A 12,780-nucleotide genomic window follows, 5' to 3' on the forward strand; every position below is an offset into this window, starting at 1 on the left:
AGGCATTGCGCTAGTGCTATCCGCACCACCATCATGGAACCATGGTGCAAAGTGCCGCAGCGCGATGGCCCACCCTGTCCCCGGAGGCGCGGGACCTCTTCCGGCGCGGGGCGGAGATCGTCCTGCATCCACGCGCCGAATGGATCGAGGAGCTGCACGAAGCCGCGCTCGGCGGGGACAGTATGCGCGCGGTGGCCGAAGACCCCGTGCTCACCGAGGGGACCAAACGCGCGAATCTGGCGAACCTCCTGCACTGGGCGGCCGCCAACGTGCAGCATCCCGGCAGGCGGGTCCCCGCCAATCTGAACCAGGAAGTGCTCGACGGCGCCCGCGACATGGTGCGCCGGGGCTTCGACTCCGGCGGCCTCGACGCCTACCGGCGGGCCCAAGGCGTGGCCTGGCGGCGGTGGATCGAGATCTGCTTCGATCTCACCGCCGACCCTATGCTGCTCCGCGAACTGCTGGACGTCTCGTCGCTGTCGATCACCACGTTCATCGAGGACACTGTGGCGGCGGTGTCCGAGCGGATGGCCGCCGAACGCACCGAACTGACCCGCGGCGCCCACGCCGAACGGCGCGCCGCGGTCACCCTGCTGCTGGAAGGCGCGCCCATCAGCCGATCGCGGGCCGAAGCGCAGCTGGGTTACCCGCTCGCCGGGCCCCATACGGCCGCGATCGTCTGGAGCGGCTCGGCCACGCCGTCGTCCCAACAGCTCGAAACCGCCGCGGAAACGCTTATGAGGGCCAGTGGCGCTTCGCACCGGCTGACCGTCGTCGCCAGCGCCGCCGCCCTCTGGGTCTGGCTGCCCGGCCGGACCCCGCCGCGAGCGGACCGGCTCGCCGAAGAACTCGCGCCGCACCCCGACGTCCGCGTGGCGCTGGGACGGCCCGGCAGCGGCATCGACGGCTTCCGCCGCAGCCATCTGGACGCCGCCGCCACGCAGCGGATGCTCGCCCGGCTCACCTCACCGCAGCAGATCGCGCGGTATCAGGACATCCAGCTGCTCGCCCTGCTCACCGGCGATCCGGCGCAGGCGGGCGAGTTCGTCGCCGACACCCTCGGCGAGCTCCGGCACGCCGACGCGGAAACACGGGAGACCGTCCGGTCCTATGTGCGCGAACTCGGCAACACGACACGGACCGCCGAACGGCTCTACACCCACCGGAACACCGTCGTCCGGCGGCTGGCGCGGGCCGACGAGCTGCTCCCCCGGCCGTTGGCGGAGAACGCGGTGAACGTGGCCGTCGCGTTGGAAACGTTGCGATGGCTGGGAAGTGGAGCTTAGGCTCGACCTTCACACCTGCCCCAGTACATGAAGGCCCCCTTCACTGCGCCTAGCGCAAGGAAGGGGGCCATCATGTACTAACCCGGATCGCCACTCACGACCCGCGGGAGGTCCAGGTTCGCGAACATGGCATGTTGCTCCTCCGTCAACTCACCCTCCACAGTGATGGTGAACGGCGGAGTTTCCTTGCGGGAGCGGAGGAAAGCGCCCCAAGCGATGCCGAGGTTGGCCAGGCCGGCCAGGGAGCCGATGGACATGCAGATGACCTCGAAGGCCCCCATTTCCTCCGAACCCCGGGACGCCGCGGTGCTGATCGTCGCGGACCGGACCAAGTCCACGTCGTCGCGAAGCCAGTTGTAGAACTCTTTCAGCGCTTGTTCGTCACCGCCGGCGTTGATGGTTAGCTCCACGAGACCTCCACTCGAACATGACTTTCCTAGAGGTCGTGGCCCGGGCTCGAGGCGTAACAAGAATTCCGTCTTGAGATCTGACCGGTGATTCCCGTTACCGGCCGGTGACGGAAACCCGGATCGAGCGGGCTCGGACCGCTTCATCGCGGCGGCGTGAGACCCGTCCCGACCCGGCGCTCTAGATTGGGGGCATGGTTTCCACCGCCGACAAGGCCACCCGACTGCAGGAACTGCACGCCGCCCCCGACCTGCTGCTCGTCGTCAACGTCTGGGACGCGATCACCGCGAAGGTCGTCGCCGAGACCCCCGGTACCCAGGCCCTCGCCACCCCCAGCCACGGGATCGCCGCCTCGCGTGGCTACCCCGACGGCGAGAAGATCCCCCGCGACGAGATGATCGCCGAGGTCGCGCTCATCGTCCGCACGGCTGGCGATCTCCCGGTCACCGCCGACCTGGAAGCAGGCTACGGCGACCCGGGCGGCACGGTCGCCAGGGCGATCGAGGTCGGCGCGGTCGGCTGCAACCTCGAAGACCAGATGAAGCCGCTGGACGAGTCCGTGAAGGCCGTCGAGGCCGCTGTCGCCGCCGCTCAGTCCGCTGGTGTCGATTTCGTGCTCAACGCGCGCACGGACGCCTTCCTCAAGGCTGGCGACCGCGACCCCGAAGAGGTGCTGGCCGAGGCGATCACCCGCGGCCGCGCCTACCTCGACGCGGGCGCGTCGAACGTCTTCGTACCCGGCAAACTCGACGAGACGCAGGTCGGCAGGCTGGTCGAGGCGCTGGGCGAGCGCAAGGTGAACCTCATCGGCATCCCCGGTTCGATCCCGCTGGCGACCGCGCGGGAACTCGGCGTCTCCCGGGTTTCCTATGGTCCGTGGAGCCAGAACGTCGCCCTCACCGCGCTGGCCAAGCTCGCCGAGGACGTCTACGCAGGCGGCGGCCTGCCCGCCGACACCCGCAAGCTGAACTGACCGGCTCATCTCGGTTCCGGTGGCGGCGAGGGGACGTCCTTGCCACCACCGGTCCGCCCGCGGAAGGTGATCAGCACCCTGATCAGCCTGAAGCGCGTACTTTGTTGGCACATAAGGAGAATCCGGCCGCACCCGGTACGTGGCAAACACCGGCGGTTCGTCCCGCCAGATGAACTCCGTTCCGGCCACCAGGGGAGCTGACGAACCTGCGGCGATCTTCACGTCGCTGTAGGGTTTTTCCATGGTGCGCGGAGTCGGCCGGGCCGAAGGAATACTGCTGGCCGGCGTGGTGGTCGTCGTGCTCGCCGCGACCGGGCTCCAAGCCAGGTCGCCGGGCACCTGGTTCATGGAAGTCGTCTGGGTACTGATCGGGCTGCCGCTGGTGGTGGCGCTGCGCCGCCGGTTCCCGTTGACGCGGCTGCTCTGCTGGCTGCTGGTACTGCACGCGATCGTGCTGTGTTACGGCGGCCAGTACACCTACGCGGAAACCCCGGCCGGGGAATGGGTTCAGCACCTCCTGGGCACCCAGCGGAACAACTACGACCGGTTCGCCCACGTCGTCCAGGGCTTCGTCCCCGCGATCGCCGTCCGCGAAGTGCTCCTGCGCCGCACACCGTTGCGACCCGGTGGATGGACCGGGTTCCTGACCGTCTGCGTCTGCCTGACGATCGCCGCCGGTTTCGAGTTCGTGGAATGGTTCAGCGCGTTGCTCGCCGGGTCGGGTGCGGACGATTTCCTCGGCACCCAAGGAGATGTCTGGGACACGCAGTGGGACATGTTCCTCTGCCTGTGCGGCGCGGTGCTTTCCCTGCTCGTCTGGCGCCGGGTGCACGACCGGCAACTCGACGGACGGTGAAGCCGGGCCGATCACGGTCTCTATGGCTAGTATGCCCGCATGCTCATTTGCTAGCATACTGGCATGACTCAGGTCGCCAAGCGGCAATTCAGCGTGTATCTGCCGGCCGACCTCATCAGGCGGGTGAAGCACGCGTCCGTGGACGCCGACGAATCGCTCTCGGCGTTCGTCGAGCGCGTGCTCGAGGACCACCTGCGACAGAGCCACTCCCCCAGCGAGGAACGATCATGATGCGAGTGATGCCGATCCGCTACAGCTCGGACGTCGCGGCCATGACCCGGTTCTACGAGGCGCTCGGCTTGCGCGTCGGGTCGACGTCGCGCCCCGGCGGTTGGATCGAAATGCCCGCGGAAGGCGGCATGCTGGCCATTCATCGCGCGTCCGGCGAAGACGTCGGCCGCTGCGAATTGGCCTTCGAAGTCGGCGAGCCGCTCGAGGATGTGGCGGAACGCTTGCGGGCAGCCGGATTCGCGCCGGAGCCGCCCGTCGACGAAGGCTTCGGCCACTCTCTGCGCGTTCAGGATCCTGACGGCGTCTGGGTGCAACTCAACCTGTACGACCGAGACCTCTACACATGACCGAAGGCCGCCTCGCGGGGCGAACGAGGCCGCTGGCCATCGCGACCGGCGTCGTCGTGCTCGAGTTCGCGGCGGCGGTGACGGGCTTCGTCGCTTCCAGCCTGCTTCCGATCGTCGCCGATGATCTGGCCGCGAAAAGCGATCTCGGGTTGCTGATCGCCGGCTCGTCACTGGGGTTGTTCGTCGCGCTTCCGTTGGCGAGCCGGGTGTTGCGGCGATGGGGGCCGCGCGGCACGTTGGCCGCCGGGATGTGCGCCTACCTCGGCGGGCTCGCGCTCGCGGCCTGCGCCCAGGTCGCGTGGATGTTCGCACTGGGACAGCTCACCGCCGGGCTCGCCAGCGGGCTCCTGGCCGTTTTCGGGATCAGTTCGGCGATCCGGCATCTCGACGAGCGGCTGCGCGTCCGGGTGATCGCGGCGTCGTCGGCGATGTGGATCCTGCCGGCACTGGTGGGTCCGGCCGCGACACTCGCGCTGGACCATCTCGTGGGGTGGCGCTGGACGTTGCTGCTGCCGGTGCCCTTCGTCCTTTTCGGACGGTTGCTGGTCGTGCGTGCCATCCGGGACGCTCCGGCCGAGGAGGGACCGCCGCGGCCGCTGGGCAGGACTCTGCTGGTGCCCTTGGGCGCGGCGGGTGTCGTGCTCGGCGTGGGATGGTGGCCGCTCGCGGCCCTCGGTGCGGTGCTCACGGTGGCCGGGATGATCGCGATCCTGCCTGCGGGAACCACGCGTCTGCGGCACGGGACTCCCGCCGCCCTCGGTGCGATGGTGTTGTTCGCGGTCGGCTATTTCGGTGCGGACAGCTTGATCACCGTGCTGTTGACGCGTGGGTTCGGGGTGAGTCTCGGGCAGGCGGCGATCGTCCTCGCCGCCGCCCCGCTCTGCTGGGCGGTGACGAGCCTGGTTGCCACACGATTCACCGCGGCGCGGAAATTCCCCGTCGCCGGGTTGGGCTTGACCGCTCTGGCCACGGCCGTGCTGGCGATCGAACTCGCCGTCGGCGGCTCGTTCGCCGTGGCGCTCGTCGCGTGGGCCTTGGGCGGAATCGGGGTCGGGTTCGCTTATCCCGGTTTGTACCTCCGGGCGACCACCGCGGGAACGAGCGGCTTCACCGCCGCGGAACTGGCCACCGCCGTGATCACGGCCGAATGCCTCGGGCAGCTCTGGGGACGCGCGATCGGCGGCACCTTGAGCTCGTCAGCCGGCACGGGAGGGCTCTTCACCTCGTACGTGTTGTTCGCGGCCGCTCTGCTCGCTTCCGCGTGCGCGGCCGCCCGGAGCGGCGTTGTTCCAGGCTCCTGTGGTGGCCGCGTCGCGCGGCCACCACAGGAGAAGGGACTTAACTGACCGCGGTCTTCTTCTTCCTGGGCGCACGCTTACGCGCCGGAGCGTCATCGACGGGCTTCGGCTTGGCGGCTTCCTGCTCCGCGGCGTCGAAGGCCTCGTAGATGTCGTTCGGGATCCGGCCGCGTTCGGCGATCGAGTAACCGTTTTCCCCCGCCCAGGCGCGCACCCGCTGGTTGCGCTCGCGGTCGGTCGGCTTCTTCGCACCGTCGAAGGCGCCGGGCACGGTCGCCTGTCCCGCCGCGACCTTGACGCGACGGCCACCGACGCGCTTGCCGTTTTCGACGTACCGCGCGAACTCCTCGCGCAACGCGTCGGCGTTTTCGTCCGAGAGGTCGATCTCGTACGTGACACCATCGAGCGCGAAAGGAACCGTCTGCGTCGCGGTCCCGCCGTCGAGGTCGTCCACGATCTGGACGACGACTTTCTGAGCCATGAAGAGCCTTTCACCAGGTCCGCGGGAGGTCCTCCGCATCGACAATCGCTGGTGAGCCTAGCGCGGATTCACCGAACCGGCGGCATGACACCCGTCCGCCGGCACGAGGCGTTGCCCACAACCCGTTTTCCGCGACGTCAACGGGTTCTCCCTCGACCACTGTTCGATGTGGACACGCGCCCAGCCCGGCTGATCGACACCGTCGGCTGATTTCCTTGGGAAGCGGGGCAATCAGCACTGAGACCCGAGGAAATCGGCAAGAGCGCGGCCGATCCGGTCCGGGGCGTTCTCGGTGGGAATGTGGCTCGCGCCCGGGATGCGGACAAGGGTGGTTCGCGGGATCTCCAGCGCGAACTTCTCGGCGTATTCCACCTTTTCGAAGCGGTCGTCCTCGCCCCAGATCAGCAACTTGGGCGTCGCGGATCGGCGCAGCCTGGGAACGAGATCCAGCGTGTAGCGGCTCGCGGCCGCACCCGCCATGGCCAGCCAGGAGCGGCGGACCCGAGGGTCCGTCCACGGATCCAGGTATTCGGCGATGCGCTGTTCGGTGGCGGCTCCGGCCAGATCCGTGGTCAAAGCCTTGCGGCGAGCGGTGAGAAACTCTTCGCCGGTGGCCGCCACCCGAAGAAGCCGCGCCACGTGAGGCGACGGCCACGAGTCGTACATGACCGAGTTGACCAAGGCCAGCCGGGGGATCGGCATCAGTTCGCGCGCGAGGAGATGCTGCGCGACCGCGCCACCGATGTCATGCCCCACCACGGCGATCGGCCCGGAAACCTCGAGTACGGACACGAAACGCGTCGTCCACTCCGCCAGGGCCGGGACCGTGGCCGTCTCCAAGGCCAACTCTCCTCCCGACCGCCCCGTCCCGGGGAAGTCGACCGCGATGGGCCGCAGCCCCGCCCTCGCCAGGCTGCCCAGCACGGGAAGCCAGACGCGGCTCCAATATGTTCCGTGCAACAGCAGCACCACCGGGCCGTCCTGGCGCACGGTGAGATAGCTCGCCGTCTCACCCTCGACCCGGGCCGCGGTCCGCACGATGTCTGCTTCCGTCGCACCCATGGGATCACTGTGACCGGGCCCGGCTTCCAGTCCCAGTATCGGAAAAGACATCTCCCGACACATTCCTGCCATTCGCCCGGTCCCGGGTGGCGCGGGCGACCGAGAATGCCGCCCGGCAAGTTCCCCCGCGTCAGCCCCCGTTGTGACCAGACGTGCCGTCAGGTTCCTGGCCCGTCGTGCACAGACGGCTCCGGAGGAATTCGGTGATCTCCGCCCGCGCCGCTTTGGCCTGCGGCACCACGCCCGGCATGCTGAGGAACGCGTGGGTGGCCCCGGGATGCTCGGTGAGCACCGCGGGCGTCCCGGCCTCCAGCAGCCGTTCGGCGTACCGGCGGGCGTGATCGGCAAGGGGGTCGAAGGTCGGTACCACCAGCAACGCCGGGGGCAGCCCGCTCAGCTCGTCGGCCCGCAGTGGCGACAGCGCCCGAGGATCCCTGCCCGGCGGAACGGCCAACCGCTGAAGCAGCCGCATCTGCGCCATGTTCAGCGTCGGGCTGTCCGCGTACTGGGTCATCGAGGCATGGCCGAATCCCTCGTCGGTCACATCGAGCGCGGGGTTGACCAGCACCTGTGCGCGCAGGCGCAGGCCGAACTCCTTGGCCCGGAACGTGTTCAGCGCGGCGATCGCACCGCCGGTGCTCTCGCCGAAGACCGCGACCCGTTCCGGGTCGATCCCCCATCGCGCGGCGTGCCGCACCACGTGGTTCAGCACGTCCCAGCCGTCGTCGACAGCCGAGAGCAGCGGAGTCCCCGGACGGAGAAGACGGTGCTCGACCGAGACGACGACCGACGGCAGCCGGGCGGCGAGGTGACTGTTCACCCAGTCGCTCTGCACCGCCGTCCCGACGAACCCGCCGCCGTGGACATGCAGCACGAGCGGCAAGGCGGCGCTCTCACCGCCGTGCTTCGGTGACGGCCGGTACACCCGGACCGGGAGCAGCCTGCCGGGTAACGCGACCTCTTCCCAGCGGATCTCGGCGCCGCGGTCCGGGAACCCGGTGATCACGCGAGCCAGCGGGGACGCTCGCTTGCGATTCACCGTCTCGCTGAAAGTGGCCAGCTCCTCGCCGGTCATCGCCGACCAGTCCGGTTCCTTCCCCAGCGCCTGCAGCAACCGGATACCCCTGGGTGGCCGTTGCGTTCCGAGGTGTTCGCCCATGTCTCCTCCATCGCCTGGTTACGCTACCGATAGTAGCGATACTGATCGTAGCGAAATTGCTATGGTGGTGCCATGACTCCAGCGGCCGCCTCCGCCAAGCCGCCCGGCCGGCCACGCGCGGGCATCGACGCCGCGGTCTTCGCCGCGACGTTGGGCACGGTCCACGAACTGGGCTACGCGGGCGCGACGATGGACCGCATCGCCGCGGCGGCGGGGGTCGCGAAGACGACGCTCTACCGTCGCTGGCCGTCGAAAGGGGCGTTGATCACAGATTGCCTCGTCGACGCTTTCGGACCGGCACCACTGAAGGGCGTCAGCCGGGACGAGGACCTGACCTCGAGCATCCGCTGGATCGCCGCGAAGATCGGGAACCCCGGGGTGGGCGCGGCGTTCGCGGGCGTGTTCGTCGACGCCGTCCACGATCCGGCCCTGCGCGAGATCCTGTCCACCCGGCTGCAGGACCCCTACCGGATCGCGCTCCAGGACGCGCTCGGCGAATCGGAGGACCGGGTCCTGCTCTTCGTCGACATCGTCGTCGGAACCTTGCTGCACCGGATGGGCATGACCGGCGCGCCGATGGTCGAGGCCGACGTCACCGCGCTGGTCGAGATGGTTCTGCGCTACTTCGGCCGCCCCCGCGGCGGCCACGATTCGACGAATCGCCGGTAATCGAGGTGACCGGGCAACGATCTGCTGTCCGGCGTGTCCGGCACGGCGGATACGGTCCTCGGCATGACTCTGCGAGCCGCGGCGGTGCGGCGGAAACCGGTCGCCGATCTGATCGCCGACAGTGATCACGGCACGCTGAAGCGCTCCCTCGGGCTCGGGCAGCTGACCATGCTCAGCATCGGCGCCACGCTGGGCAGCGGGATCTTCGTCGTGCTCGGCGAAGCGGTACCCGTGGCGGGGCCCGCGGTCGTGCTGTCCTTCGTGCTCGCCGGGATCACCGCTCTCTTCTCCGCGCTCTCCTACGCCGAACTCGCCGGGATGATCCCGGTGTCCGGATCGTCCTACTCCTACGCCTACGCCACGCTCGGTGAACTGGTCGCCTGGGTCTGCGGTTGGTGCCTGGTGCTCGAGTACGGCGTCTCGGTGGCGTCGGTGGCCGTCGGCTGGGGGCAGTACCTCAACGAGTTGCTGCGGCTGGCGTTCGGTTTCGCCATTCCCGACGCGTTCAGCCAGCCACCGGGCTCAGGCGGGATCGTCAACGTCCCGGCCATCGTCGTCGTCCTGCTCGCCATGTTCCTGTTGCTGTCCGGCGCGAAGGAGAGCGCGCGGGCCAACGCGATCATGGTCGCGGTCAAGGTCGGCACGCTGGTGCTGTTCTGCGCGATCGCGTTCTCCGCGGTGCGGGCGGCGAACTTCGCCCCGTTCCTGCCGCTCGGCCTGGCCGGGCTGAGCGCCGGCGCGGCGAAACTGTTCTTCTCCTACATCGGTTTCGACGCGGCCTCCACGGCGGGCGAGGAGGCGAAGAACCCCCAACGGGATCTGCCGAGAGCGATCCTGCTCTCGCTCGCGATCGTCACCGTGCTGTACTGCCTGGTCGCCGTGGCGGCCGTCGGCGCGCTGCCGTGGCAGGAATTCGACGGCAAGGAGGCCGCGCTCTCGCACGTGCTCGGTGCCGTGTCCGACAACCCGCTGTGGGCCGCGCTGCTGGCCGTCGGCGCCATCGTGGCGATCTCCAGTGTCGTACTGACCGTCCTCTATGGACAGACCCGCATCCTGTACTCGATGTCCCGGGACGGCCTCGTCCCCGCCGCTCTGTCCAAAGTGGATCCCAAGACCGGCACCCCCCGGGTCAACACCCTGGTGGTCTCCGGCTTCGTCGCGGCGCTGGCCGCGTTCATCCCGCTCGGGAAACTGGCCGACGCCACCAGCATCGGCACGCTGTTCGCCTTCGGCTTGGTGAACGTCGCCGTCCTGCTGCTGCGCAGGCGGCAACCGGAGGCCCCGCGCTCGTTCCGTGTGCCGTTCTCCCCCGTCACGCCGATCCTCGGGGTGCTGTGCTGCGGTTACATGATGCTCAGCCTCGATGGCGCGACCTGGATCGTCTTCGCCGGCTGGATGGCGCTCGGTCTGCTCATCTACTTCGGTTACAGCATGCGCCGCTCCCGGCTCGCCGGCCCCGGCGAGCAGCGCAGCGCGAGGTGATGGTGTCCATTGTGGATCGCCAAGCGGACGATCTCCGCCGAACGCGCCCCGGCGGGGCGTCGTCCGCATAGGATCGCCGTGGCGTGGACCGGGCGGCTCGATCCCGGCGGAAAGCGGTGAAAGGCAAGCCATGTCAGACCTGACGTACACGATCATCGAGGCCATTCCCCGGGTGTTGCTGCTCGTGGTGGGGGTCCTCGGCCTGATCTTCTCGATCAAGCGACGCGCCAAGGGCGTCTCCGGCCTGATGGTGGGCGCTTTCGTCGTCATGCTCGTCGCCACGGCCGCGAGCATCGTCTGGCAGTTCGTGGTGTCGAACGTGTCGTCCTGGGTCGCGTCCGGGCAGCTCAGCGGCGACGAACTCCGCTTGATCTTCATGGGTGTCGGCGTCCCGCTCGACGCCGCCGCGCTGCTCTCCTGGCTCTTGGTCGCGATCGCGGTCCTCAAGAGCGGCCGTCCGTCCCGGCAGCCCGGCGTCGCGCCGCACCCAGGGGCGGTCAACTACCCGATGGCCGCCCAGCCGGGTTTCCCGAACCCCCGGCCCGGCCACATCCAGCCTGGTCACCCGCCGGACCAGCACCCGGAAGCCCGCTGAACGGGCCAAGCGTCCGTTCGGATGTGCTGTCAGTTCTCGGTGTCGCCGGCGACCGCGGTCGCGATGTCGGATGCCCGCTCGGCACTCGGATTCGAGCCGAACCAGTCGAGGCAGACGATCATGGCGTCGTCGGCGGCCAGGTCGCCCTCGCGGCGGGAGCGCAGTTCGTCGAGGACGGCGCCGGGAACGTGGGAAGCGGGAAGGCTCGTGGTCGCGACGACAGCCTGGACGAGGTCTCGATCGCCGTAGGGTTCCCCGTGCGCTCCGGGCACGTTGTACACGCCGTCGCTGACGAAGACGAAGCGGTCGCCGGGCAACGCCTGGAGGCGTTCGGTGGTGTAGGTGGTGTCTTCGAACGTGCCGAGCGGGAGTTGTTCGTCGAAGACGAGCCGTTCGACTTCGCCGTCCCGCAGCCGCCACAGGCGGGGCGAACCGGCGTCGACCGCGTTGATCTCGCCGGTCGCGAGGTCGAATTCCAGCAGGAGGGCGGCGACGTGCTCTTGGCCGCGGTACTGGGCGTAGACGGCCTGATCGGCGAGTTCGGCCTGCGCGTCGAGGCCGATGCCCGCCCGCCTGGCGTTGCGCAGCGCGTTGACCGCGAGGTTGGTCAGCAACGCGGCACTGGTGCCCTCCCCCATGCCGTTGATCAGCGTGACCGCCAGTTTGTGCGCGGAAGCCGACCAGTCGAAGCAGTCACCGTAGATGGCGTACGCGGGTTCGAGCTGGCCTCCCAAGGCGAACTCGGGGCGGGCACAGGCACGGCCGGGCAGCAGCTGCCACTGCATTTCGGCGGCGAGCGTGAGCCGGGAGGAGCGGCGTGCCTGGACGTAGAGGTCGGTGTCGCGATCGGCGACGAAGACTTCGTGGCCGAGTGCTTCGGCGAACCGGCCCAGCTCGGCCCACACGGGCGGCTCCGGCTCTTCGGGCAGGGTGACGACCAGGACACCGATGCCATCTCCACGGACGGTGACCGGGAGATGTGCCCGTACGCCGTTCTCGTCCGTGTCGAACGTCGCCTGCTGGGCGGTGAAGGCCTTGCCCGCCGTCGTGCCGGAGACCGGTATCGGCTCCGCGGTGTAGGGCAGCGACGTCACCCGGCGTAGTTCAGTGAGGCTGTAGTCGGCCATCAGCAGGTCGACGGACCTGGCTCCGAAATGCTCCTGCAACGCCGAACGCAGCCCGTCGAGCAGCGCGTGGGGCTGGACGCCGCGCAGAACGCGTTCGACTGCCAGGGATCTGTCCACTTCTGGAGCCTCCTGCTCACCGGAACCGGTGCCTGACCTGGGCACGCGGTATGTGTCGGCGCCGCTCCGTCGGACCTGTGGCAGGACGCGTCGCAGTGAGCTGAGCTGACAGCCCAGCATAAGGATGCGAGAGTGGCGGTGTGAACTGGTCCCCCGAGCAGCCTGACACCGAAACGGTGGCGGCGGCCGTGGCCGAGACGGCCGAGCTGCTCGAGATCATGTTCGAACGAGCCCGCGAAGCGTCTCCTCGCCCGCTCTCGACCTCCCAGGTCCGCGCGGTGGTCGCGCTCGACCACCACGACGGTCTGAACCTGCGCGCGCTCGCCGAGCTGCTCGGCTCGACACCGCCGCTGGTGAGCCGCCTGTGTGACCGGCTGGAGGCCGTCGGGTTCCTCGAACGGCTGCCCAGCAGCCGCAGCCGCCGCGAGCTCATGCTGAGGCTCAGCGACCGGGGCAAGACCTACCTGCGCAATCTCCGTGACCGGCGCCGCGAAAGTCTCCAGGCCGCGCTGGTGAAAATGTCCCCGGAAGCCAGGGCGGCGCTCGCCACCGGTCTGCTGGCGTTCCAGGAGGCGGCCGGATCCCAGACGCCGGGCTGAACTGCCGGGATCACTCCAGTAGGGTTACTGTTGTCATATGACAACAGTTGCGGACGCACCGGCGCGCCGCGACGGTGATCTGCCGGGAGG

General features: G+C 69.0%; 15 protein-coding genes. 10 read left to right on the forward strand and 5 right to left on the reverse strand.

All coding sequences use genetic code 11. The features are described from left to right. Nucleotides 1–41 precede the first annotated feature (41 nt). On the forward strand, nucleotides 42–1,286 hold the full coding sequence (locus AVL48_RS13815) for a PucR family transcriptional regulator (protein ID WP_061982789.1): 1,245 nt from the start codon (nucleotides 42–44) through the stop codon (nucleotides 1,284–1,286). A gap of 77 nt (nucleotides 1,287–1,363) precedes the next feature. On the opposite strand, the gene AVL48_RS38305 is transcribed toward AVL48_RS13815, so the two are convergent. Further along, a complete protein-coding gene (locus tag AVL48_RS38305; protein WP_082857637.1) occupies nucleotides 1,364–1,696 on the reverse strand; it encodes an effector-associated constant component EACC1 in 333 nt (110 codons plus the stop codon). 191 nt (nucleotides 1,697–1,887) lie between these two features. Between AVL48_RS38305 and AVL48_RS13825 the strand changes: the two genes are divergently transcribed. The 5 genes from AVL48_RS13825 (at nucleotide 1,888) to AVL48_RS13845 (ending at nucleotide 5,447) form a co-directional block, all read left to right on the forward strand. Beyond that, nucleotides 1,888–2,667 carry an isocitrate lyase/PEP mutase family protein gene (locus AVL48_RS13825; protein WP_061982788.1) on the forward strand — a complete coding sequence of 260 codons (780 nt, stop codon included), beginning with the start codon at nucleotides 1,888–1,890 and terminating at the stop codon, nucleotides 2,665–2,667. A 241-nt stretch (nucleotides 2,668–2,908) separates the two neighbouring features. Continuing rightward, nucleotides 2,909–3,523, forward strand: coding sequence for a DUF2238 domain-containing protein (locus tag AVL48_RS13830; protein WP_061982787.1), 615 nt, complete (start codon nucleotides 2,909–2,911; stop codon nucleotides 3,521–3,523). Between the two features lie 63 nt (nucleotides 3,524–3,586). After that, on the forward strand, nucleotides 3,587–3,754 hold the full coding sequence (locus AVL48_RS13835; RefSeq protein ID WP_061982786.1) for a hypothetical protein: 168 nt from the start codon (nucleotides 3,587–3,589) through the stop codon (nucleotides 3,752–3,754). A gap of 8 nt (nucleotides 3,755–3,762) precedes the next feature. Continuing rightward, a complete protein-coding gene (locus tag AVL48_RS13840) occupies nucleotides 3,763–4,101 on the forward strand; it encodes a VOC family protein (protein WP_244162379.1) in 339 nt (112 codons plus the stop codon). After that, a complete protein-coding gene (locus AVL48_RS13845) occupies nucleotides 4,098–5,447 on the forward strand; it encodes an MFS transporter (RefSeq protein WP_082857638.1) in 1,350 nt (449 codons plus the stop codon). The genes AVL48_RS13840 and AVL48_RS13845 overlap by 4 nt, the downstream gene beginning before the upstream one ends. Here the strand turns inward: AVL48_RS13845 and AVL48_RS13850 are convergent. The 3 genes from AVL48_RS13850 to AVL48_RS13860 form a co-directional block, all read right to left on the reverse strand. Further along, the gene (locus AVL48_RS13850; protein ID WP_061982785.1) at nucleotides 5,440–5,880 is read right to left on the reverse strand and encodes a histone-like nucleoid-structuring protein Lsr2; all 441 of its coding nucleotides are present in this window, start codon (nucleotides 5,878–5,880) and stop codon (nucleotides 5,440–5,442) included. The genes AVL48_RS13845 and AVL48_RS13850 overlap by 8 nt on opposite strands. 231 nt (nucleotides 5,881–6,111) lie before the next feature. Continuing rightward, nucleotides 6,112–6,942 carry an alpha/beta fold hydrolase gene (locus tag AVL48_RS13855; protein ID WP_061982784.1) on the reverse strand — a complete coding sequence of 277 codons (831 nt, stop codon included), beginning with the start codon at nucleotides 6,940–6,942 and terminating at the stop codon, nucleotides 6,112–6,114. Between the two features lie 130 nt (nucleotides 6,943–7,072). Continuing rightward, on the reverse strand, nucleotides 7,073–8,101 hold the full coding sequence (locus AVL48_RS13860; protein WP_074038125.1) for an alpha/beta hydrolase: 1,029 nt from the start codon (nucleotides 8,099–8,101) through the stop codon (nucleotides 7,073–7,075). Nucleotides 8,102–8,173: 72 nt separating this feature from the next. Here AVL48_RS13860 and AVL48_RS13865 point away from each other — a divergent pair, with 72 nt between their 5' ends. The 3 genes from AVL48_RS13865 to AVL48_RS13875 all read left to right on the forward strand — a co-directional run bounded on the left by AVL48_RS13865 (nucleotide 8,174) and on the right by AVL48_RS13875 (nucleotide 10,847). Further along, a complete protein-coding gene (locus AVL48_RS13865) occupies nucleotides 8,174–8,770 on the forward strand; it encodes a TetR/AcrR family transcriptional regulator (RefSeq protein WP_061982783.1) in 597 nt (198 codons plus the stop codon). Nucleotides 8,771–8,833: 63 nt separating this feature from the next. After that, entirely contained in the window at nucleotides 8,834–10,252 is a 1,419-nt protein-coding gene (locus AVL48_RS13870) for an amino acid permease (RefSeq protein ID WP_061982893.1), read from the forward strand. A gap of 130 nt (nucleotides 10,253–10,382) precedes the next feature. Further along, nucleotides 10,383–10,847, forward strand: coding sequence for a hypothetical protein (locus AVL48_RS13875; protein ID WP_061982782.1), 465 nt, complete (start codon nucleotides 10,383–10,385; stop codon nucleotides 10,845–10,847). Between the two features lie 29 nt (nucleotides 10,848–10,876). Here AVL48_RS13875 and AVL48_RS13880 read toward each other — a convergent pair whose 3' ends face one another. Beyond that, nucleotides 10,877–12,091: a PP2C family protein-serine/threonine phosphatase gene (locus tag AVL48_RS13880; RefSeq protein ID WP_061982781.1), complete on the reverse strand. Its 1,215-nt coding sequence runs from the start codon at nucleotides 12,089–12,091 to the stop codon at nucleotides 10,877–10,879. A gap of 140 nt (nucleotides 12,092–12,231) precedes the next feature. Between AVL48_RS13880 and AVL48_RS13885 the strand changes: the two genes are divergently transcribed. Further along, nucleotides 12,232–12,690 carry a MarR family transcriptional regulator gene (locus tag AVL48_RS13885; protein WP_244162378.1) on the forward strand — a complete coding sequence of 153 codons (459 nt, stop codon included), beginning with the start codon at nucleotides 12,232–12,234 and terminating at the stop codon, nucleotides 12,688–12,690. The last annotated feature ends 90 nt before the right edge of the window (nucleotides 12,691–12,780 follow it).

The sequence above is a fragment of the Amycolatopsis regifaucium genome (genome assembly GCF_001613935.1).
GTDB lineage: Bacteria > Actinomycetota > Actinomycetes > Mycobacteriales > Pseudonocardiaceae > Amycolatopsis > Amycolatopsis regifaucium.

Coding starts and splice junctions, on each gene's coding strand:
- AVL48_RS13855 (WP_061982784.1), bottom strand. CDS start 6,942: ATGGGTGCGACGGAAGCAGACATCGTGCGGACCGCGGCCCGGGTCGAG.
- AVL48_RS13825 (WP_061982788.1), top strand. CDS start 1,888: ATGGTTTCCACCGCCGACAAGGCCACCCGACTGCAGGAACTGCACGCC.
- AVL48_RS13860 (WP_074038125.1), bottom strand. CDS start 8,101: ATGGGCGAACACCTCGGAACGCAACGGCCACCCAGGGGTATCCGGTTG.
- AVL48_RS13850 (WP_061982785.1), bottom strand. CDS start 5,880: ATGGCTCAGAAAGTCGTCGTCCAGATCGTGGACGACCTCGACGGCGGG.
- AVL48_RS13815 (WP_061982789.1), top strand. CDS start 42: ATGGTGCAAAGTGCCGCAGCGCGATGGCCCACCCTGTCCCCGGAGGCG.
- AVL48_RS13835 (WP_061982786.1), top strand. CDS start 3,587: ATGACTCAGGTCGCCAAGCGGCAATTCAGCGTGTATCTGCCGGCCGAC.
- AVL48_RS13870 (WP_061982893.1), top strand. CDS start 8,834: ATGACTCTGCGAGCCGCGGCGGTGCGGCGGAAACCGGTCGCCGATCTG.
- AVL48_RS13865 (WP_061982783.1), top strand. CDS start 8,174: ATGACTCCAGCGGCCGCCTCCGCCAAGCCGCCCGGCCGGCCACGCGCG.
- AVL48_RS13840 (WP_244162379.1), top strand. CDS start 3,763: ATGCCGATCCGCTACAGCTCGGACGTCGCGGCCATGACCCGGTTCTAC.
- AVL48_RS13830 (WP_061982787.1), top strand. CDS start 2,909: ATGGTGCGCGGAGTCGGCCGGGCCGAAGGAATACTGCTGGCCGGCGTG.
- AVL48_RS13875 (WP_061982782.1), top strand. CDS start 10,383: ATGTCAGACCTGACGTACACGATCATCGAGGCCATTCCCCGGGTGTTG.
- AVL48_RS13845 (WP_082857638.1), top strand. CDS start 4,098: ATGACCGAAGGCCGCCTCGCGGGGCGAACGAGGCCGCTGGCCATCGCG.